Annotated in this window: 18 protein-coding genes; 6 read left to right on the top strand and 12 right to left on the bottom strand. The window is 62.2% G+C overall.

Annotated features, from left to right (window positions below; translation table 11 throughout):
• Positions 1 to 231: 231 nt before the first annotated feature.
• Genes AC07XZ_RS06630 through AC07XZ_RS06610 form a run of 5 tightly spaced genes read left to right on the top strand, consistent with a single transcriptional unit; the run spans position 232 to position 5,813 of the window.
• Complete coding sequence (locus tag AC07XZ_RS06630; protein ID WP_102686092.1) at positions 232 to 1,896, top strand: AMP-binding protein; 1,665 nt, start codon at positions 232 to 234, stop codon at positions 1,894 to 1,896.
• A gap of 16 nt (positions 1,897 to 1,912) precedes the next feature.
• Positions 1,913 to 2,674 (top strand): SDR family NAD(P)-dependent oxidoreductase, encoded by a 762-nt coding sequence (locus AC07XZ_RS06625; RefSeq protein ID WP_085745584.1) that lies wholly within the window; start codon positions 1,913 to 1,915, stop codon positions 2,672 to 2,674.
• Between the two features lie 12 nt (positions 2,675 to 2,686).
• Complete coding sequence (locus AC07XZ_RS06620) at positions 2,687 to 3,877, top strand: acetyl-CoA C-acyltransferase (RefSeq protein WP_102686093.1); 1,191 nt, start codon at positions 2,687 to 2,689, stop codon at positions 3,875 to 3,877.
• Between the two features lie 20 nt (positions 3,878 to 3,897).
• The gene (locus AC07XZ_RS06615; RefSeq protein WP_102686094.1) at positions 3,898 to 5,025 is read left to right on the top strand and encodes an acyl-CoA dehydrogenase; all 1,128 of its coding nucleotides are present in this window, start codon (positions 3,898 to 3,900) and stop codon (positions 5,023 to 5,025) included.
• A gap of 14 nt (positions 5,026 to 5,039) precedes the next feature.
• Positions 5,040 to 5,813, top strand: coding sequence for an enoyl-CoA hydratase (locus AC07XZ_RS06610; protein ID WP_039768644.1), 774 nt, complete (start codon positions 5,040 to 5,042; stop codon positions 5,811 to 5,813).
• A gap of 254 nt (positions 5,814 to 6,067) precedes the next feature.
• Here AC07XZ_RS06610 and AC07XZ_RS06605 read toward each other — a convergent pair whose 3' ends face one another.
• The 11 genes from AC07XZ_RS06605 to argH all read right to left on the bottom strand — a co-directional run bounded on the left by AC07XZ_RS06605 (position 6,068) and on the right by argH (position 17,953).
• A complete protein-coding gene (locus AC07XZ_RS06605; RefSeq protein WP_039768643.1) occupies positions 6,068 to 7,219 on the bottom strand; it encodes an acyl-CoA dehydrogenase family protein in 1,152 nt (383 codons plus the stop codon).
• A gap of 3 nt (positions 7,220 to 7,222) precedes the next feature.
• Complete coding sequence (locus AC07XZ_RS06600) at positions 7,223 to 8,329, bottom strand: enoyl-CoA hydratase/isomerase family protein (RefSeq protein ID WP_102686095.1); 1,107 nt, start codon at positions 8,327 to 8,329, stop codon at positions 7,223 to 7,225.
• A 190-nt stretch (positions 8,330 to 8,519) separates the two neighbouring features.
• Positions 8,520 to 9,206, bottom strand: a complete 687-nt coding sequence (locus AC07XZ_RS06595; protein ID WP_102686096.1) for an HPP family protein — start codon at positions 9,204 to 9,206, stop codon at positions 8,520 to 8,522.
• Positions 9,207 to 9,363: 157 nt separating this feature from the next.
• Positions 9,364 to 10,542, bottom strand: a complete 1,179-nt coding sequence (locus AC07XZ_RS06590) for an MFS transporter (RefSeq protein ID WP_102686097.1) — start codon at positions 10,540 to 10,542, stop codon at positions 9,364 to 9,366.
• Positions 10,543 to 10,558: 16 nt separating this feature from the next.
• The gene (locus tag AC07XZ_RS06585; RefSeq protein WP_102686098.1) at positions 10,559 to 11,911 is read right to left on the bottom strand and encodes an MmgE/PrpD family protein; all 1,353 of its coding nucleotides are present in this window, start codon (positions 11,909 to 11,911) and stop codon (positions 10,559 to 10,561) included.
• The gene (locus AC07XZ_RS06580) at positions 11,908 to 12,798 is read right to left on the bottom strand and encodes a polysaccharide deacetylase family protein (protein ID WP_102686099.1); all 891 of its coding nucleotides are present in this window, start codon (positions 12,796 to 12,798) and stop codon (positions 11,908 to 11,910) included. Before AC07XZ_RS06580 ends, AC07XZ_RS06585 begins: the two co-directional genes overlap by 4 nt.
• Entirely contained in the window at positions 12,791 to 13,636 is an 846-nt protein-coding gene (locus AC07XZ_RS06575; protein ID WP_102686100.1) for a polysaccharide deacetylase family protein, read from the bottom strand. The genes AC07XZ_RS06580 and AC07XZ_RS06575 overlap by 8 nt, the downstream gene beginning before the upstream one ends.
• Positions 13,637 to 13,946: 310 nt before the next feature.
• Positions 13,947 to 14,771, bottom strand: a complete 825-nt coding sequence (locus tag AC07XZ_RS06570; protein WP_102686101.1) for an ABC transporter substrate-binding protein — start codon at positions 14,769 to 14,771, stop codon at positions 13,947 to 13,949.
• Positions 14,772 to 14,810: 39 nt separating this feature from the next.
• Positions 14,811 to 15,575 (bottom strand): amino acid ABC transporter ATP-binding protein, encoded by a 765-nt coding sequence (locus AC07XZ_RS06565; RefSeq protein ID WP_039768627.1) that lies wholly within the window; start codon positions 15,573 to 15,575, stop codon positions 14,811 to 14,813.
• Positions 15,576 to 15,585: 10 nt separating this feature from the next.
• Positions 15,586 to 16,464 carry an amino acid ABC transporter permease gene (locus tag AC07XZ_RS06560; protein ID WP_085610364.1) on the bottom strand — a complete coding sequence of 293 codons (879 nt, stop codon included), beginning with the start codon at positions 16,462 to 16,464 and terminating at the stop codon, positions 15,586 to 15,588.
• 61 nt (positions 16,465 to 16,525) lie between these two features.
• Entirely contained in the window at positions 16,526 to 17,953 is a 1,428-nt protein-coding gene (gene argH / locus AC07XZ_RS06555; protein ID WP_085745592.1) for an argininosuccinate lyase, read from the bottom strand.
• Between the two features lie 297 nt (positions 17,954 to 18,250).
• Here argH and AC07XZ_RS06550 point away from each other — a divergent pair, with 297 nt between their 5' ends.
• On the top strand, positions 18,251 to 19,216 hold the full coding sequence (locus AC07XZ_RS06550) for a LysR family transcriptional regulator (protein ID WP_102686102.1): 966 nt from the start codon (positions 18,251 to 18,253) through the stop codon (positions 19,214 to 19,216).
• Here AC07XZ_RS06550 and AC07XZ_RS06545 read toward each other — a convergent pair.
• Entirely contained in the window at positions 19,200 to 19,727 is a 528-nt protein-coding gene (locus tag AC07XZ_RS06545) for a GNAT family N-acetyltransferase (protein ID WP_102686103.1), read from the bottom strand. The two genes, AC07XZ_RS06550 and AC07XZ_RS06545, sit on opposite strands and share 17 nt — an antisense overlap.
• Positions 19,728 to 19,758 lie beyond the last annotated feature (31 nt).

Genomic DNA, 19,758 nt, shown 5'->3' with positions numbered 1-19,758 from the left:
CGCTCCGCGTCCCTTCCAGAGCTGGAACGCGGAGCGTCCCTTGAGGCATTCCCACGCAGAGCGTGGGAACGATCATCGCGGCGCGGCGTGGGAGCGATCAAAGTCCGGAATCTTGGCCAAACCAGTCATCCACTTTGAGGGCTTTGACCATTGCCGCAGACGGCGTGCGGCGCGAGTATTCCTCTGTTGTTTACGGTTCCCCAACCTAATAAGAACAGAGGGATTCTGGCAATGCGCGATTACTTGTCTGCCACCGCACAGTTTGATTATCAGCACACCGTGGACGCCGCACTCAGCGGCACGCTCGAGGCGCTCAACGCCTGCGCCGAATGTTGTGACCGCCACGCACTTCCGGGGCGTATCGCGCTGTTCTGGGAAGGCCGCGATGGCGCCAGTGCGACGTACACCTTCAGCGACCTGCAGGACAAAGCCGCGCGTTTCGCCAATTTCCTTCTCGCCCAGGGCGTGCAGAAGGGCGACAAGGTCGCCGGCCTGCTGCCACGCAATATCGAATTGCTGATCACCGTGTTCGCCACCTGGCGCATCGGCGCGGTGTATCAACCGCTGTTCACCGCGTTTGGCCCGAAAGCCCTCGAACATCGCCTGAACAGCTCCGGCGCCAAAGTCGTGGTGACCGACGCCGCCAACCGGCCGAAACTCAGCGAAGTCGCCGACTGTCCGACGCTGGTCACCGTTGGCGGTCCGAAAGGCCAGGGCATCGTCCGTGGTGATTTCAGTTTCTGGGCCGAGCTGCCCAACCATTCCAATGTCTGCGAACCGGTGATGCTGACCGGCGAAGATCCGTTCCTGCTGATGTTCACCTCAGGCACCACTGGCCCGTCGAAAGCGCTGTCGGTGCCGCTCAAAGCCATCGTGGCGTTCCAGAGCTACACCCGCGATGCCGTGGATCTGCGCCCGGAAGATGCGTTCTGGAACGTCGCCGATCCGGGCTGGGCCTACGGCATCTATTTTGGCGTGACCGGTCCGTTGTCGATGGGCCATCCGATCACCTTCTACGATGGCCCGTTCACCCTCGAAAGCACCTGCCGGGTAATCAACAAGTACGGGATCACCAACCTCACCGGTTCGCCCACGGCGTATCGCCTGCTGATTGCCGGCGGCGATGAGTTCGCCAAGTCGATCAAGGGCAAGCTGCGGATCGTCAGCAGCGCCGGCGAGCCGTTGAACCCGGAAGTGATCCGCTGGTTCGCCGACAACCTCGGCGTGGTCATTCACGACCATTACGGCCAGACCGAACTGGGCATGGTCCTGTGCAACCACCACGGCCTTGAACACCCGATCCACCTCGGCGCCGCCGGTTTCGCCTCGCCGGGCCATCGCATCGTGGTGCTCGACGAGCAGAACAACGAACTCGGCGTCGGCCAGCCCGGCATCCTCGCCATCGACCGCACACAGTCGCCGATGTGCTGGTTCGCCGGTTACCAAGGCGCGCCGACCAAGGCCTTCGTCGGCAATTACTACCTGAGCGGCGACACCGTCGAGTGGAACCCGGACGGCAGCATCAGCTTCGTCGGCCGCAGCGATGACGTGATCACCACGTCCGGCTACCGGGTCGGCCCGTTCGACGTGGAAAGCGCACTGATCGAACACCCGGCCGTCGTCGAGGCAGCAGTGGTCGGCAAGCCCGATCCGGAGCGCACCGAACTGGTGAAAGCTTTCGTCGTGCTCAACCCGCAATACCGCGCGGAACCTGCGCTGGCCGAAGAACTGCGGCAACACGTGCGCAAGCGTCTGGCCGCGCATTCATACCCCCGTGAAATCGAATTTGTCAGCGAGTTGCCGAAAACCCCGAGCGGCAAATTGCAGCGCTTTATCTTGCGCAACCAGGAAATCGCCAAGGCTCAAGAGGCCGCGGCGCACAACGTTTCAGCTTGAATCCAAGGAAACAGTCATGCAGATCGAAAACAAGGTTTTTATCGTCACCGGCGGCGCATCCGGCCTGGGTGCCGCCACCGCTGAATTGCTGGTGAGCGCCGGCGCCAAAGTGATGCTGGTGGACATGAACGCCGACGCCGTCGCCGCCCAGGCCCAGCGCCTCGGTGCGCAGAGTGTGGTGGCCGACATCAGCAACGAAGCCGCCGCCGAAGCCGCCGTGCAGGCGACCGTTAAAGCCTACGGTAGTCTGAATGGTCTGGTGAACTGCGCCGGCATCGTTCGCGGCGAGAAAATCCTCGGCAAGAACGGCCCGCACGCCTTGTCCAGTTTCGCGCAGGTGATCAACGTCAACCTGATCGGCAGCTTCAACATGCTGCGTCTGGCAGCGGCAGCGATTGCCGAAAGCGAAGCCAACGCTGACGGCGAGCGCGGCGTGATCATCAACACTGCCTCCGTTGCGGCGTTCGACGGCCAGATCGGCCAGGCCGCGTATTCCGCCTCCAAAGGCGCGATCGCCAGCCTGACCTTGCCTGCCGCCCGTGAGCTGGCGCGCTTCGGCATCCGCGTGATGACCATCGCCCCGGGCATTTTCGAAACCCCGATGATGGCCGGCATGACCCCGGAAGTGCGCGACTCGCTGGCGGCTGGCGTGCCGTTCCCGCCGCGTCTGGGCAAACCTGCCGAGTACGCCGCGCTGGTGCGGCATATCATTGAAAACAGCATGCTCAACGGCGAGGTGATCCGTCTCGACGGTGCCTTGCGCATGGCCGCCAAGTAAGGAGGATTTCCCATGACCATCTCCAACGATCCGATTGTCATCGTCAGCGCCGTCCGCACCCCGATGGGCGGTTTTCAGGGCGAACTGAAAAGCCTGACCGCGCCGCAACTGGGCGCCGCTGCAATCAAGGCGGCGGTTGAGCGTGCCGGTGTCGCCGCCGATGCGGTCGATGAAGTGATGTTCGGCTGCGTATTGCCGGCCGGTCTCGGCCAGGCGCCTGCGCGTCAGGCTGCGCTGGGCGCGGGGCTGGATAAATCCACCCGCTGCACCACGGTCAACAAGATGTGCGGTTCGGGCATGGAAACCACCATTCTGGCCCACGACATGCTGCTGGCCGGCAGCGCCGATGTGGTGATCGCGGGCGGCATGGAAAGCATGTCCAACGCGCCGTATCTGCTGGATCGCGCCCGTGCCGGTTACCGCATGGGCCACGGCCGGGTGCTGGATTCGATGTTCCTCGACGGCCTCGAAGACGCCTACGACAAGGGCCGCCTGATGGGCACCTTCGCCGAGGATTGCGCCGAAACCAACGACTTCAGCCGCGAGGCTCAGGACGCCTTTGCCATTGCCTCGACCACCCGCGCCCAGCAGGCGATCAAGGACGGCAGCTTCAAGGCCGAGATCGTTCCGCTGACCGTGACCGTTGGCAAAGAACAGGTTGTGATCAGTAACGACGAGCAGCCGCCAAAAGCCAAACTGGACAAGATCGCTTCGCTGAAACCGGCGTTCCGCGAGGGCGGTACGGTAACTGCGGCCAACTCCAGCTCGATCTCCGACGGCGCCGCTGCACTGGTGCTGATGCGTCAGTCGCAAGCGCAGAAACAGGGTCTGAAACCGCTGGCGGTGATTCACGGCCACGCAGCCTTCGCTGACACCCCGGGCCTGTTCCCGGTGGCGCCGATTGGCGCGATCAAGAAGCTGATGAAGAAAACCGGCTGGTCGCTGGATCAGGTCGATCTGTTCGAAGTCAACGAAGCCTTCGCCGTGGTCGGCATGGCGGCGATGACCCACCTGGAAATCCCTCACGACAAGCTCAACATCCACGGCGGCGCCTGCGCCCTGGGCCATCCGATTGGTGCCTCCGGCGCGCGGATTCTGGTGACCTTGCTCTCGGCCCTGCGCCAGAAGGGTCTGAAGCGCGGCGTCGCGGCGATCTGCATCGGCGGCGGCGAAGCCACGGCGATGGCTGTCGAGTGCGTCTGAACCCGAGTTAAGGATTTGCCATGATTCCCAATGACGACCAGCAACAAATCCGCGACATGGCTCGGCAGTTTGCCGAGGAACGGTTGAAACCGTTCGCCGCCGAGTGGGATCGCGAGCATCGCTTCCCGAAAGAAGCCATCGGCGAAATGGCCGGGCTGGGCTTCTTCGGCATGCTGGTGCCGGAGCAGTGGGGCGGTTGCGACACCGGTTACCTGGCCTACGCCATGGCCCTGGAAGAAATCGCCGCCGGCGACGGCGCGTGCTCGACGATCATGAGCGTGCACGACTCGGTGGGTTGCGTGCCGATCCTCAAGTTCGGCAACGACGACCAGCGTGAGCGTTTCCTCAAACCGCTGGCCAGCGGCGAGACGCTCGGTGCCTTCGCGCTCACCGAACCCCAGGCCGGTTCCGACGCCAGCAGCCTGAAAACCCGCGCACGGCTGGAAGGCGATCACTACGTGCTCAACGGCTGCAAACAGTTCATCACCTCCGGGCAGAACGCCGGGGTCGTGATCGTGTTTGCCGTCACCGACCCGAGCGCCGGCAAGCGCGGGATCAGCGCTTTCATCGTGCCGACCGATTCGCCGGGTTACAAAGTAGCCCGCATCGAGGACAAACTCGGCCAACACGCCTCGGACACCTGCCAGATTCTGTTCGAAGACGTGAAAGTGCCGGTGGCCAACCGGTTGGGCGAGGAGGGCGAGGGCTACAAGATCGCCCTGGCCAACCTCGAAGGCGGCCGTGTCGGCATCGCTTCGCAATCGGTGGGCATGGCCCGCGCCGCGTTCGAAGCCGCCCGTGATTACGCCCGCGAGCGTGACACCTTCGGCAAGCCGATCATCGAGCATCAGGCCGTGGCGTTCCGCCTGGCGGACATGGCCACCCAGATCGCCGTGGCGCGGCAGATGGTGCATTACGCCGCCGCCCTGCGCGACAGCGGCCAACCAGCGCTGGTCGAAGCGTCGATGGCCAAACTGTTCGCCTCGGAAATGGCCGAAAAGGTCTGCTCCATGGCATTGCAAACCCTCGGCGGTTACGGTTACCTCAACGACTTCCCGCTGGAGCGCATCTACCGCGACGTGCGGGTCTGCCAGATCTACGAAGGCACCAGCGACATTCAGCGCATGGTCATTTCGCGCAATCTTTGAGAAGGAATCTGCACATGAGTTATGAAACGATTTTGCTGGAAACCCATGGCCGCGTCGGCCTGATCACCCTCAATCGCCCGCAGGCGCTGAACGCCCTGAACGCGCAACTGGTCAGCGAAGTGAACCGCGCGCTCGATGGTTTTGAAGCCGACGCGAACATCGGCTGCATCGTCATCACCGGCTCGACCAAAGCCTTCGCCGCCGGCGCCGACATCAAGGAAATGGCCGATCTGACCTACCCGCAGATCTACATGGACGACCTGTTCAGCGACAGCGATCGCGTGGCCAACCGCCGCAAGCCGATCATCGCGGCGGTCAACGGTTTTGCCCTGGGTGGCGGCTGTGAACTGGCGTTGATGTGCGACTTCATCCTTGCCGGCGACAACGCCAAATTCGGCCAGCCGGAAATCAACCTCGGCGTGCTGCCGGGCATGGGCGGCACCCAGCGCCTGACCCGCGCGGTGGGCAAGGCCAAGGCCATGGAAATGTGCCTGAGCGGCCGCATGATCGACGCGGTGGAAGCCGAGCGCTGCGGCATCGTCGCGCGGATCGTGCCGAGTGCCGAGTTGCTGGATGAAGCGCTGAAAGTCGCGGCGGTGATCGCCAGCAAATCGCTGCCGATTGCGATGATGGTCAAGGAAAGCGTCAACCGCGCGTTTGAAGTGAATCTGACTGAAGGCGTGCGCTTTGAGCGCCGGGTGTTCCATGCGGCGTTTGCGACGCAGGATCAGAAGGAAGGGATGGCGGCGTTTGTGGCGAAGCGGCCTGCCGAGTTCCAAGGCAAATAACGCGGCGCCCTCAAAAGCCCCCTCACCCTAACCCTCTCCCAAAGGGAGAGGGGACTGACCGAGTTGTTTTCGGGAGTTGCACCGACCTGAGCTACCGAGTTGAACTCAGGCTTGAATAGCGCGGGATTGGTGTCTTCGTTAGGCAATTCCATAATCGACCGGGATGTTTCAGGTCGATGTATGACGCCAGACACCTCGGTCAGCGCCCTCTCCCTCCGGGAGAGGGCTGGGGTGAGGAAAAGGGGCCGACACGGTCACAACTGATAGTTCTTCAACTCCCGAGCAATCACCATCCGCTGTATCTCGCTAGATCCCTCATAAATTTGGGTAATCCGCGCATCCCGGTAGTACTTCTCAACCGGGTAATCCTCCAGATACCCATACCCGCCATGGATCTGAATCGCTGACGAGCACACCTTCTCGGCCATTTCCGATGCAAACAGCTTGGCCTGCGAAGCCTCCGACAGACACGGTTTGCCCGCCGTACGCAGCCGCGCCGCATGCAAAATCATCAAGCGTGCTGCGTTGATCTGCATCTGCATGTCCGCCAGCAGGTTGGCGATGCTCTGGTGCTCGACAATCGCCTTGCCGAACTGCACCCGATCACGGGCGTAACCTAGCGCAGCTTCAAACGCCGCTCGGGCGATGCCCAATGCTTGCGCGGCAATACCGATACGTCCGCCTTCCAGGTTGGAAAGGGCAATCGCCAGGCCTTTACCGCGCTCACCCAACAGGTTCGCTTCAGGAATGCTGCAATTGTTCAGCGTCACCGCGCAGGTATCGGAAGCGCGGATGCCCATCTTGTGTTCGGTCCGGTCAACGATGAACCCCGGCGTGTCAGTCGGCACGAGAAACGCCGAGATGCCACGCTTGCCGAGATCCGGATCGGTCACCGCAAACACGATCGCCAGTTTTGCCCGCTTGCCGTTGCTGACAAATTGCTTGGCGCCGTTGATCACCCATTGCCCGTCGCGCAGTTCGGCGCGGGTGCGCAGGTTGTGTGCTTCGGAGCCGGCCTGGGGTTCGGTCAGGCAGAAGCAGCCGATCACCGCTCCGCTGGCCAGGTCCGCCAGCCAGGTCTGCTTCTGTTCTTCGCTGCCGTAGTTGAGCACCGGCCCGCAGCCCACCGAGTTGTGGATGCTCATGAACGCGCCGGTGGCGCCGTCACCGGCGGAAATCTCTTCCACCGCCAGCGCATAGGCCACGTAGTCGACGTAAGTACCGCCCCATTCCTCAGGCACCACCATGCCCAGCAGGCCGAGTTCGCCCATCTTTGCCACCAGACCGTCATCGATCCAGCCGGCCTTTTCCCAGGCTTGCGCGTGGGGGGCGATTTCGCCGCGGGCAAAGTCCCGGGCCATGTCGCGGATCATTACCTGGTCTTCAGTCAATTCGAGATCGTGCATGGCTCAGCTCCCGCTATCTTCGAAACCGTGGAAGAAACTCTCGACCTGCTCGGCGTGCAGTGCAGCCAGGGTCGGCGGGTTCCAGCGTGGTGATTTGTCTTTGTCGATCAGCAAGGCGCGCACGCCTTCGATCAGGTCGCCGCGTTCGAACCACTGGCGATCCAGATGCAGTTCGAGGGCGAAGCAGTGTTCCAGGCTCAGGTGCCGGCCGCGACGCAACATTTCCAGGGTCACGCCCATGGCCAGCGGCGAGCGGGTTTCCAGCAGGTCGGCGGTGGTGGTTGCCCATTCGTGGCTGTCGGCGACGGTCACGGCGCGCAGTTGCTCGACGATGCTCGGCACGTCAGGCAAGGCGAAGAAATGGTCGATGGCCGGGCGCAAGGCCTCAAGCGGCGCATCCGGCAGGGTTTGCACGGCGTGGCGGGCCAGCAGGTTTTGCAGGTCTTTGAGCGGCGTGTCGTGCCACTCCAGGTGATCGAGCTGTTCGTCGAGAGTGCCGAGTTTGCTGCTGTCCAGATACCAGTCGGCGAGGCCGCAATACAGCGCATCCGCTGCACGGATCTGCACGCCGCTGACGCCCAGATAAATCCCCAGCTCGCCGGGAATGCGCGGCAGGAAATAACTGCCGCCGACATCCGGGAAATAGCCGATCGCCACTTCCGGCATCGCCAGACGGCTCTTCTCGGTGACCACCCGCAGATCGGCGCCTTGCACCAGACCCATGCCGCCGCCGAGGACGAAACCGTCCATCAGCGCCAGCACCGGTTTGCGGTAGTGGTGGATCGTCAGGTCGAGGGCGTATTCCTCGACGAAGAAATCTTCGTGCAGCGTGTCGCCGCTTTTATGGCTGTCGTACAGGGATCGAATGTCGCCACCGGCACAGAAGGCTTTCTCGCCGGCACCGCGCAGCACGACGGCGTGGATATCGGCATCGGCGGCCCAGGCGTCCAGGTGTTGCTGGAGCTGGCGCACCATGTCGAGGGTCAGGGCATTGAGGCCGGCGGGGCGGTTGAGGGTCAGATGACCGATGTGATTGCGAACCTCGGCCAGCACTTCGTGCGGCGTGGCATCCATGGACGAAGTCCGCGGAGATGAAGCCTGAGCAGTCATCACTAACTCCCTGCTTTTATTGTCTTTATTCGAGAAGCTCGCGCGCGAGCGTTACCGGATCGTAACAGTGCAAATTTGCCGTGTACAACGGGGATATGTGCACGGGCTGTCTGCATTTTTACCTTAGGCCAAATGCACGGGATCGGGGCTTCTTTTCAATCGACAACGCTGACAGGGACTGGCTCCGGACTCAGCGGAACACCTGGCCAATGCTGCGCCGCTTGGCGTGCAGTTCACTGGCATGAATCAACTGCTCCAGATCCTCCGGCGTGACGTCGATGAATGCCTCCATATCGGCCAGTGCCAATTTCAGATCCTCGGCCGTGATGGACTGAATATCCACCGGGGCCACAGCCGGCGCGGGTTCGGCAGGGCGTTTCGGGTAGCGGATGCGGGTGAGGTTGTTGTAGGCCAGTGCGGCCAGCAGCAGGCACGCGGCGCTGAGCATCACCGGTTCCAGGGCTTTCCAGTCCATCGCGATGGTCATCGGGTCGGCCAGCACCATGGTCAACGCGACGGCGCCGGCCGGTGGGTGCAGGCAGCGCAGCCAGCACATCAGGATCAGGGCCATGCCGGCGGCGAGGCACGCACTGCCGAGGGTTCGGCCGAGGACGTGGGCCACCAGCAACGCAACGACGCCTGCGCACAGGTAGCCGCCGATGATCGACCACGGCTGGGCGAGGGCGCCGGACGACACCGCGAATAGCAAAACCGCCGAAGCGCCCAGCGGGCCGATCAGGTGGTAGGCCACTTCAATGCCGAACACCTGACTGCATGCCCACACGCTGAACAACGTGCCCAGGGCCATGCCGATGGCGGCGCGGCTCCATTCGGTGGGGCGGGTGTTGATGGCGGCGGGCAACCAGCGAGCGAGCATGCAGAATCGATCCTTGGTGAAATTCAGGGCAAAAAAAAGGACTTGTCCGTAAACGCGGAAAGTCCTTCGAAGTGTTCCAACTATTGGGGGAGGAACGCGCACAGTGTGCCAAGCAATCACGATGCTGACAAATTCATATAAATGCAGTTTCAGTGCATTATTTATGCAGTAAAGCCACGCGTCGCCCGCTCATGAAACAAAGGAAACCGCCCATCGCCGTCAATGCGCTGAGGGCATAGAACATGGTCGGCGCCGGCGTGTGCATCAGCAGGAAGCCGCAAATTACCGGGCTCAGCGCGCCACCCAGCGCCGCCAGATTCTGCGCGCCGTAATAGCTGCCGCGCAGTTCTTCCGGGGCCAGGGTGTCGACGAACAGGAATTCCGACGGGTAAATGATCATCTCGCCGAGGGTGAAGATGAACATCGCGATGCACCACGTCACCAGGCTGTCGGCGAGGCTGAAGCCGATCAAACCGAGGATGAACAGGCTGGTGCCGGCGGCGATCCAGTAGCGCAGTTTTTCCCGGTTGAGGAAACGACCGATCTGGTATTGCAGCAGGATCACCGCGATGGCGTTGCAGGCGAGCAGGGCGGCCATGGTTTGCAACGCACGCTGCGAATCCTCGACCACCAGCAGGTATTGCGACAGGTACAGGGTGAAGCGGCCATGGACCACGGTGCTGAGCAGACAGCCGCAGGTGAACATGATCAGCGTGCGGTCGTTTTTCAGGGTGATCAGGGTCTTCAGGAAGCTTTGCGGCTGGCCGATGGCGGCGACCGGGCTGGCGTCCTTCGGGATGTCGATCATCAGGAAGATGCTGCCGAAAGCGATGCCCGCAGCAATCAGGAACGGCGCAATCGGGTAGACCCCGGCGATTACCACGCCGAGCATCGGGCCGGTGGCGTAGCCGATATTGGTCAGCGTATAGCGCAGGGAAAACGCCTTGGCCCGTTGGCCCATGGGCAGGTTTTCACTGAGAATTGCTTTTGAGCCGATCAGGAACAGCGCCGAGGCGGTTTCGGTGATGACCAGAGTCGCGGTGGTCAGGTACAGGTCTTTGGCGAAGGTCAGCAATACGAAACCAATGGAGCTGGAGAGCATCGCCAGAATCAGCAATCGACGCTTCTCGAGCCGGTCGATGATGTAGCCGCCGTACAGAGCGAGCAGGGTGGCGATGAACACCGCGATGCCCAGCAATAACCCGACATCCTGTTGGTTGAGGCCGAGCTTGTTGCTCAAAAACAGGGTGAGCAACGGACTGGTGATGGCGCGGCTGACGACGATGGTCAGCGAGACGATCATCAGGCGGCGGATAACGAGCGAGTAGGTGGCCACGGAAAATCAAATGTCCTTATTCGGTTAACAGGTGCTCGAGATCGCGCACGGAATCCAGCGTTTGCAGTTGCCGCAGCTGCGCCAGTAAAGGCTCAGCCTTGACCGGTGAAATGACCCGCAACGCCAGACTGAAAAACTTCTCCTCCAGCGCCGCCTCGCTCAGCGGATTGCCCGGCGCCCCCAGCGGCACATCGACACACATACTCGCCTCACGCCCGTCGCGGGTTCGTACAACGACCACTGGCTCGCCATCCTCCGACAGTCGCTCATCCACTTCAAGGCGAATGCGCGTCAGCCAGTAAGCGATGCGCGGATCGTTGCGTGGCTGTTCGTCGTAAGCCTCCAATCGGCAATGACCATGCACCAGTCGCGCGGCGAGGGCGTAGGGCAGGCTCATCTGCGCAGCGGCCAGACTGCGGGTGTCGCGACCGCCGCACATATCGAGCAGAAACCCGCACAGGTTCACCTGAACGTCTTCCACCTGATCCGCGCCGATCTGCAATTGCTCCAGCAACAACCCAAGCGCATCGATGGCCGAATGGGTGCCACGGCAGGCGGCGTAGGGTTTGATCGAGCAGCGCGCGAGTTTCCAGACCTGTCCCAATTCGGCATCCAGCGCATCCGGCTGCGCGCTGCCCGGCGCCAGGGTTTTGAGAAACCCGCCCCAGACATCCTCGAACAACACCGACGGCCCGCTGACGCCTTCACGGGCAAAACGCGCCGCGAGCAAACCACCCTCGGCCGCACGACCGCTGTGCAGTTTCTTGCTTTGCGAACCGTCATGGATGAACGCCCACAACCCGCCGCTGAAACTGCCGGCGATGCCCAGTGCCGACACGGTTTGCCCGACATCCAGCGCAAAGATCCGTGCACAGGCCGCCGCCGCGCCGAACACGCCGCAAGTGGCGGTCGAATGCCAACCGGCGCCGTTGTGCGCCGAATAACTGCCGCAGGCTTCCAGCACCCGCCGGCCTATTTCGTAGCCGATGACCACGGCGGTGATGAATTCGCGACCGTCCACCGGCCTATCCACCAGCGACAGCGCCGCCATCACCGCCGGCAACACCACCGCGCCGGAATGATCGCAACCGCCGGTGTCGTCCAGCTCCAGCGCATGGGCGGCGATGCCATTGAGCAATGCCGCATGCCCCGCGCCGACCCGCAACGATGAACCCCAGACCAACGCAGTGCCGGGTTCGGCGCCGAACACCTGCCGCGCCTGAAGCGCCACCGCGCTGTCGGCCCCGGCCAGTGCTGCGCCGAAGGTGTCGAGAATGTGTCGCTTGGCCTGTTCCACCAACGCTGGCGGCAGATCTTCAAACCGTGTATCGACGCAAAACTGCGCCAGCCGCTGCATGCGTTCGGTCATACGAGGTAGTCCCGATAATGGCGCTCATACACCGACGCCGGATGATCCTGCGCGACCGGCGCCGCCGTTTGCGCCCACCACTGCGCGACTTCGGCGCCGGTGGCGATCCACACGTCGTCATGCTGCTGAATGCCTTGCAGCAGTTCCCGCAGCACACCGATGCGCCCCGGCGTGGCGATGATTTCCGGGTGCAGGCGCAGCACGTAGCACAGGCCGAAACGGTGGAACCCGGCGAAGTCCATTTGCAGGTTGCCCAGGGTATGGCTGTAGGAGGCGATCCGCGATTGCGCCGGCGGCACGGCCGGGCTCAGATTGAAGGCGAAGTAAGGCTCGTCTTCCAGTTCGTAATGCAGCGGCAACTCGACCACTTCAGGCGCAGTTGGATGCAAGAACGGCAGGTCATCGCCACGCCAAGATGACGACCAGAGAATGCCGTGAGCTTTCAAGGCTTCGATGAATCCCGGCGCACCGTTGCCCGCTGGAATCCGGAAACCGGTTGGATGCACGCCGGTCAATGCTTCCAGCGCTGCACAGCCCTTGGCGACTTCCGCGCTTTGCGCCGCCAGATCCAGCGTGTCGTAATCCTGATGGCGGTAACCGGCGCAGGCGATTTCATGGCCGTCAGCCTGGATGGCCGCTATGTGCTGCGGATTTTCCTCGGCAACGATGCCGGGCACGAACCAGCTGCTGCGCACCCCGAGTTCCCTGAACAGGCCGAGCAAACGCTCGACGCCGCGTTGCGTGCCATAGCGCCATACCGAGAGCGTCTTGTCGCGCCCGGCGACTTCCGGGGCCTGGGTGAGAATGCCGTGGATGTCGTTGTAATCGACGGTCAGCACCACCGCGCAGCGTTTGCCGGCGGGCCAGAGGTTGTCAGCGTCAGCCATGGTGATGCTCCTTCAGCCACCAGCGGGCGACGTCGCGGCAGGTGGCGAACCACACGTCATCGCGCTGGCGCATGTGTTCGAAGAGTTTCTCCAGCAACAGGATGCGCCCCGGTTTGCCGGTGATTTTCGGGTGGAACAGGGTGGTCAGGCACAGGCCTTCGTCCATTGCGCCGTCGTACTCGCGTTGCCAGTTGTCGAGGGTCAGCTCGTAGCTGGCGGTGCGGTCGAGCCCGGACGGGAAGTTCGGTGCGCGGGTGTAGGCGAGGGAGGCGTAGTCGTCCATTTCCCAGCGGCCGGGGATTTCCACCAGTGGCGTGTCGTGGCCGGGGACGTTGACCAGATACGGGCGGTCGTCGCCGCGCATGCTGCTGGAATAGATGACGCCGTTGTCGGCCAGCATCGCCGGGGTTTCCGCGCGCCAGTCGCCGGACGGGGTGCGAAACCCCTCGGCGCGGATGTGCAGGTATTGCCAGAAGACGTCGCGGGATTTGTTCATCACGGCCTGCTGCTGGTCCAGCGTCAGGGCGTAGAAGGATTCGTGTTTGTAGCCGTGGTAGGCGACTTCATGACCGCGCTCGACGATGGCCTGGCATTGCTTCGGCCAGTTTTCCACGACCCACGCGGGGACGAAGAAGGTGGTCGGGATCTTGAAGGCGTCGAGCAGGTCCAGCAGGCGTGGCAGGGCGCGGTAGGGGCCGTAGCCGCCGAAGCCGAAGTATTCGGGTTTGTGCCAGATCGAGTTGTTGAGCATGGCATCGCCGGTCGGGCCGTCGAGGTCGAAGGCCAGGGCGAGGCAGGCTTTGTGCTGGTCGGGCCAGGTGGGTTGGGGGGCGGACATTGTTGTGACGCTCCGGGGCTTGGTCAGTTGGATCGTGGGCGGTGATCAGATCGAGCCCTCACCCCAGCCCTCTCCCGGAGGGAGAGGGAGCCGATCAGGGTGTTCTTCAGGGTTACATCGACCTGAAAAATCGAGTTGAACTCAGGCTCTAAAAAAACGAATCGAACTCAGGACCTGAAAAAATCAAGTCAAATTCAGATTCTGAAAAGCCAAGTCGTACGCAGGCTTTGAACAGCTTGAAGATCGGCTCCCTTTCCCCCTCGCCCCCCTTGGGGGAGAGGGCTGGGGTGAGGGGGAGCGATCTCGAGCCTTACTTGCCCGCGTTAATGGTCACATCCTTGATCGCACCCAACTCCAGATCCCACTTCTTCAGAATCGCGCCATAGCTGCCGTCATCCACCATGCTCTGCAACGCCACCTTCACCGCTTCACTCAGCTCAGGCTTCTTCTTGCTCACACCCAGGCCGGTGAACTGCACGGAGATCGGTTGGCCGACCGTCTTGTACATGTCCTTTTCCTGAGTCTTGAGGTACGACAGGGTTTCACTGCCCTGCATCGCCGCATCGATGCGGCTCTGGCGCAGTTGCGCACGGGCGTCGGCCGAGCCTTCGGTGCCGATCACGTTGATTGCAGGTTTGCCGGCGGCTTCACAGTTTTCCTTGCTCCACGCGGCGATTTCCGCCGGGAAGGTGGTGCGGCGGCTGGTACCGACTTTCTTGCCGCACAGGTCGATGATCTCGTTGGTCGCCGCATTCTTCTGCAAGGTGTAGAACTGCGGGCCGCTGGTGAAGTAGTCGACGAAGGTCACGCTGGCCTGACGCTCGGCGGTGTCGGTCATGCCTGACAGGACCATGTCCACGCGGTCGGTGGTCAGGGCGTTGATCATTTGCTCGAAGCCGGTTTCCTGCCACTTGATCTTCACCCCGAGGCGTTCGGCCAGGGCGTTGCCCAGGTCGTAGTCAAGGCCGGTGAGCTTGTTGGTGGCCGGGTCCTTGAAGTCCATCGGCGGATAGTTGGGCATGATCGCGACGACGATCTCGCCTTTCTCCTTGATGCTGGCCGGCAACTCGGCGGCCACGGCGAAACCGCAAGACATGAGGGAGGTGAGTACTGCTGGAATGACGAAGTTCTTCATGGACGTTCTCTTATGAGTGTTGTGAAGGCCAAAGGGGCCTCAGGTTCGAACGGCAGAAATGAAGCTTTGGGTGCGCGGGTTTTGCGGACTTATTAGTATTTCTTCGGGGCTTCCAGCCTCCACGATCTGCCCGCCGTCCATGAACACCATGCGGTTGGAAACCTCCCGGGCGAAGCCCAGTTCATGGGTGACGACGATCATGGTCATGCCGGTCTGCGCCAGATCGCGCATCACCGACAGCACCTCACCGACCAGTTCCGGGTCGAGTGCCGAAGTGGGTTCATCGAACAGCATCAGTTTGGGGCGCATGGCCAGGGCGCGGGCAATCGCCACCCGTTGCTGCTGACCGCCCGACAACTCGATCGGGTAGCTGTTGCGTTTGTCGGCCAGGCCGACCCGGGCCAGCAGTTCCAGGGCTTCTTCGTGCGCCTCCTTGGGCGAACGCTTGAGCACCTGGCACGGGCCTTCGATGATGTTTTGCAGCACGGTCATGTGCGGGAACAGGTTGAAGCGTTGGAACACCATGCCGGTGGCCAGGCGCTGACGGGCGATCTGCGACTCGTTGAGTTCGTGCAGCTTGTGCCCGACCACGCGGTAGCCGACCAGCTCGCCGTCGACCCAGAGGCCGCCCTTGTCGATCTTTTCCAGCTGATTGACGCAGCGCAGCAGGGTGCTCTTGCCCGAGCCGGACGGGCCGATGATGCACAGCACTTCGCCTTGCTCTACCTCGATGTTGATGTCCTTGAGCGCGTGGTACTGGTCGTAATATTTGTTCAGGCTCACGGCCTTGACGATGTTTCTCATGTTCGACTCCTCAAGAACGCTTGCCGGCGCCGCGAGCGAAACGACGCTCCAGACGGCTTTGACCGAAGGACAGGACGGTGACGGTGGCCAGGTACCAGATACCGGCGACGATCAGCAGCTCCATGACCCGGGCGTTGGCGTAGTAAATGTTCTGGGCGTTGTAGAGCAGTTCCGAGTACTGGATGACGCTCGCCAGCGAGGTCATTTTCACCATGCCGATGAATTCGTTGCCGACCGGCGGAATGATGATCCGCATGGCCTGGGGCAGGATGATCCGGCGCAGCGCCTGCAGGCGCGGCATGCCGATCGACTTGGCGGCTTCGTACTGGCCGGTGTCCACCGAGAGCAGGCCGGCGCGCACCACTTCAGCGGTATAGGCGCCCTGATTGATGCTCAAGCCGAGCAGGGCGGCCACGAACGGGGTCATCAGGCTCACGGTGTCGAGTTCGAACAGGCCGGGAATGCCGATGGTGGGGAAGATCAGCGCCAGGTTGAACCACAACAGCAGTTGCAGAATCAGCGGCGTACCGCGAAACAGCCAGGTGTAGGTCACGGCCACGTAACGCAGGATCGGGTTGGCCGACATGCGCATGATCGCGGTGATCACCCCGAACACGATGCCCAGCGCCATGGCGAGTACGGCCATGATGATCGTGTTGAACAGGCCCCACATGATTGCTTCGGAGGTGAGGAACTGGCCGATGTACGACCATTCGATCTTGCCTTCGGCGAAGGCGCGCACCAGGCCGATGATGGCGATCACAATCAACGTGGCGAAGAAGATCCGCCCGTAATAACGCCGTGGCACATGCTGGTACTGGGTAATGTCGAACTGGTTTTCCGCCAGTTTGCGCTCCGCCTGGAGTCGTTCTGCCTGAGTCTGGCTCATGGTGTTTCTCCGTACACTGTACTTTTCGATCAACCCCCTCCCGGTGGGAGGGGGACCCGGCTTAGAGGCGGAAGCCCTGGTAGTTTTCGGTCCACTGTTGCTGCGCGGCGAGGGCGGTTTTCAGGCGGCCGATCTGCTCGCGCACCTGTTGCGGTGCGGTGCCTCCCCAGCCGCTGCGGGCAGCGATGGCGGCTTCCAGGGTCAGGCTGTCACGCACGTCTGCCGTGAGGCGCGGGTCGATCTCGGCCAGCAGCGCCGGCGAGGCTTCCCACAATTCGAGGTCGTGTTTTTCGCAGGCCTGCACCAGTGCGCCGGTGATTTCGTGTGCCTCCTTGAACGGCACGCCGCGCACCGCCAGCCAGTCGGCAACTTCGGTGGCGAGGGTGAAACCCAGCGGTGCCTGACGGCGCAGTTCCTCGACGTTGACGGTCATGGTCGCGACCATCCCGGCCATCGCCGGCAGCACCAGCAGCAGGGTGTCGACGCTGTCGAGCACGCCGTTCTTGTCTTCGCTCAGGTCGCGGTTGTACGACAGCGGCAGGGATTTGAGCGTCGACAGCAGACCGGTCAGGTTGCCGATCAGACGGCCAGCCTTGCCCCGGGCCAGTTCGGCGATGTCCGGGTTTTTCTTCTGCGGCATGATCGAGCTGCCGGTGGCGTAGGCGTCATCCAGATCGACCCAGCGGAACTGGCGCGACGACCACAGGCAAAACTCTTCGGCCAGACGCGAGATGTTTATCCCGAGCATGCTGGCGATGAACAGGAATTCGGCGACGTGATCGCGGCTGGCCACGGCGTCGATGGAGTTTTCGCAGACCCCGGCGTAACCCATTTCCTTGGCTGACTGCTGCGGCTGACGAGCGATCGCGGAACCGGCCATGGCCGCAGCACCGAGGGGCGACAGCGAAGTGCGCGCGTCCCAATCCACCAGACGCTGTACGTCACGCAGCATCGATTGGGCGTGGGCCAGCAGGTGATGGGCGAACACGATCGGTTGCGCCTGCTGCAAGTGGGTGAAACCCGGGCAGATGCTCTCGACGTGCTGCTCGGCCTGATCCACCAGCGCTGTTTGCAGGGCCAGCACTTCCACGGCCAAGGTGCGGACGTGATCCCGCAGGAACAGGCGCAGGTCGTTGGCAGTCTGGTCATTGCGCGAACGGCCGGCGCGCAGCTTGCCGCCCAGTGCGCCGAGGCGCTCGGTCAGCAAGCGCTCGATAAAGGTGTGAACGTCTTCGTCGTCCAGGGTCGGGGCGATGCGCCCGGCAGCGAAATCGGCACCGATGCCGTCCAGGGCTTCGATCATCGTGCGGGTTTCCTGCTCGTCGAGCAGGCCGGCACGTTGCAGTTCCCCGGCGTGGGCCTTGGAGCCGGCCAGATCGTAAGGCGTCAGGCGGAAATAGCGCTCGGGGCAACGGGACAGGGCCGCCAGGGCTGCGGACGGGCCGCTTTTGAAACGGGCACCCCAGAGACGGTCGGTGGTTTGAGACATTTGTTGTTTTCCTCGTCGGTAACGCGAACTGAAATCGATGTGCCGGGCCTGTCGAGCACGCTGAAAAGTGAGCAGACGGAATCAGGCCAAAGCAGTTTTCAAGAGGGCAGTTGCAAAGAGACAAGAGCTGATCGAAGTGTCAGCTTTTAATATTTGGCGATCAGTGAGTTGGCACTGATGTTCGGAATTTTCTGGCGGTTGCCAAGGCTGGTTTTCTGTGATCATTATTATTAGCCGGCGATGTTTTTGTTGTTGGACACAGATTGTTGAACATTGCGCCAGAGGTAAATCAGCATTATGGAAACCCCACTTTCCAATTCCGGAAACCCACCGGTCAAAATCGCTCACCGGGCACCTTTGGCCCTCAGCGGACTGGATTTCAAACTGCTCAAGGTGTTCAAGGCGGTGGTCGAGGCCGGCGGCTTCAGCGCGGCGCAAAACGAGCTGAATGTGGGCCTGGCCGCGATCAGCAAGCAGATCTCCGACCTGGAAATCCGCATCGGCATGCGCCTGTGTACCCGGGGCCGCGAAGGGTTTCACCTGACCGAAGAAGGGCGTCTGGTGTATCAGGCGTCGATCGATCTGTTTGCTTCGGTCGACAACTTTCGGGATCGGCTTAGTTCGGCACAGAACGAACTTATCGGCGATCTCGGAGTAGGGGTGATCGACAATACGATTAGCGACGATAATTCGCCATTAGTTGCTGCGCTCAGAAAGATAAATGAACATTCGCCGAAAGTAAGATTTCAACTTCAAGCCACCCAGCTGGATGAAGTGGAAAGAGGCGTAGTTGAAGGGCGCTTGGTTGCCGGAATAGTCCCGGTTTATCAAAAGCGTGAAGAGTTCGATTATTACCCGCTCTATGAGGAACGCTCGCAGGCTTACTGCGCCGTCGGCCATCCGTTGTTCGAGATGCCGGCGGAGCAGATGGGTGGCAACGTGCTGCAGGATTACGAGTGCATCAACCACCGCTACGCGATCCATCGCGACAAGCTCAACTTTGCCCGCTACGACAGTTTTTCCGCGTCGGCGACCCAGGTCGAAGCCGTCGCGTTGCTGATCAAGACCGGGCGTTTCGTGGGCTTTCTGCCCCAACATTACGCCGCCACGCTGGTGGCCGCCGGGCAGTTTCGCGCGGTGTGCCCGGAGCTGATCCACTTCGACACGCCGTTCAATCTGATCCTGCGGCACAACACCGTGCGCAGTCCGTTGGTCAAGGCGTTCGCCCAGGCACTGGGGGTTGATCTCAAGCCGACGGCGTGAGTATCAGGCGCATGGCGCAACGTCGCTCACCGGGCAATCCGTGAGTGATTTCATCGCGCAATACATCGCGCAGACGTGCGTCCGTGTCTTCGGTGTTCAATAGCGCAAAACCCATGCGTTGATAGAACGGCGCATTCCACGGCAAATCGCGAAAGGTCGTCAGCGTCACCGTCCGAAGTTGCCACAGACGCGCCTGTTCAATCGCCGCCAACAGCAACTTGCGACCGACGCCCCGGCCCTGAAAGTGTTGGCTGACGGACAGTTCCTCAATGTGCAACTGTTGGTCGACAGTCACCGCCTTTAAAAAACCTGCAAGTTGCCCGTCGTTGTTTTCCGCCACCCACATTTCGCCCCGTTCAATGGCCGGTAAATGCGCCGACGCCTGCGGCACGGCAGCACCCGCCAGCCAGGCCAGTGAAGGGTCGAGGCGAAACAGCGCGGCGGCCGAGCGCTCGATGGCGGGGAGGGCGATGGCGTCGGCTGCATGGGCCTGTCGCACGGTAAAGGTCATCAGTCTGCGGTCCCTGTCGAAATCACGTCGC

Source organism: Pseudomonas sp. GW458-11-26-14-LB4, from assembly GCF_059423925.1.
This window is presented reverse-complemented; position numbering and strand designations above follow the sequence as displayed.

What these genes read in the sequence shown, in the direction of transcription:
- AC07XZ_RS06600 (WP_102686095.1), bottom strand. Translation starts at nt 8,329, where the DNA reads ATGACTGCTCAGGCTTCATCTCCGCGGACTTCGTCCATGGATGCCACG.
- AC07XZ_RS06565 (WP_039768627.1), bottom strand. Translation starts at nt 15,575, where the DNA reads ATGAGAAACATCGTCAAGGCCGTGAGCCTGAACAAATATTACGACCAG.
- AC07XZ_RS06560 (WP_085610364.1), bottom strand. Translation starts at nt 16,464, where the DNA reads ATGAGCCAGACTCAGGCAGAACGACTCCAGGCGGAGCGCAAACTGGCG.
- AC07XZ_RS06620 (WP_102686093.1), top strand. Translation starts at nt 2,687, where the DNA reads ATGACCATCTCCAACGATCCGATTGTCATCGTCAGCGCCGTCCGCACC.
- AC07XZ_RS06630 (WP_102686092.1), top strand. Translation starts at nt 232, where the DNA reads ATGCGCGATTACTTGTCTGCCACCGCACAGTTTGATTATCAGCACACC.
- AC07XZ_RS06550 (WP_102686102.1), top strand. Translation starts at nt 18,251, where the DNA reads ATGGAAACCCCACTTTCCAATTCCGGAAACCCACCGGTCAAAATCGCT.
- AC07XZ_RS06570 (WP_102686101.1), bottom strand. Translation starts at nt 14,771, where the DNA reads ATGAAGAACTTCGTCATTCCAGCAGTACTCACCTCCCTCATGTCTTGC.
- AC07XZ_RS06545 (WP_102686103.1), bottom strand. Translation starts at nt 19,727, where the DNA reads ATGACCTTTACCGTGCGACAGGCCCATGCAGCCGACGCCATCGCCCTC.
- AC07XZ_RS06585 (WP_102686098.1), bottom strand. Translation starts at nt 11,911, where the DNA reads ATGACCGAACGCATGCAGCGGCTGGCGCAGTTTTGCGTCGATACACGG.
- AC07XZ_RS06615 (WP_102686094.1), top strand. Translation starts at nt 3,898, where the DNA reads ATGATTCCCAATGACGACCAGCAACAAATCCGCGACATGGCTCGGCAG.
- AC07XZ_RS06605 (WP_039768643.1), bottom strand. Translation starts at nt 7,219, where the DNA reads ATGCACGATCTCGAATTGACTGAAGACCAGGTAATGATCCGCGACATG.
- AC07XZ_RS06625 (WP_085745584.1), top strand. Translation starts at nt 1,913, where the DNA reads ATGCAGATCGAAAACAAGGTTTTTATCGTCACCGGCGGCGCATCCGGC.
- AC07XZ_RS06575 (WP_102686100.1), bottom strand. Translation starts at nt 13,636, where the DNA reads ATGTCCGCCCCCCAACCCACCTGGCCCGACCAGCACAAAGCCTGCCTC.
- AC07XZ_RS06610 (WP_039768644.1), top strand. Translation starts at nt 5,040, where the DNA reads ATGAGTTATGAAACGATTTTGCTGGAAACCCATGGCCGCGTCGGCCTG.
- AC07XZ_RS06580 (WP_102686099.1), bottom strand. Translation starts at nt 12,798, where the DNA reads ATGGCTGACGCTGACAACCTCTGGCCCGCCGGCAAACGCTGCGCGGTG.
- argH (WP_085745592.1), bottom strand. Translation starts at nt 17,953, where the DNA reads ATGTCTCAAACCACCGACCGTCTCTGGGGTGCCCGTTTCAAAAGCGGC.
- AC07XZ_RS06595 (WP_102686096.1), bottom strand. Translation starts at nt 9,206, where the DNA reads ATGCTCGCTCGCTGGTTGCCCGCCGCCATCAACACCCGCCCCACCGAA.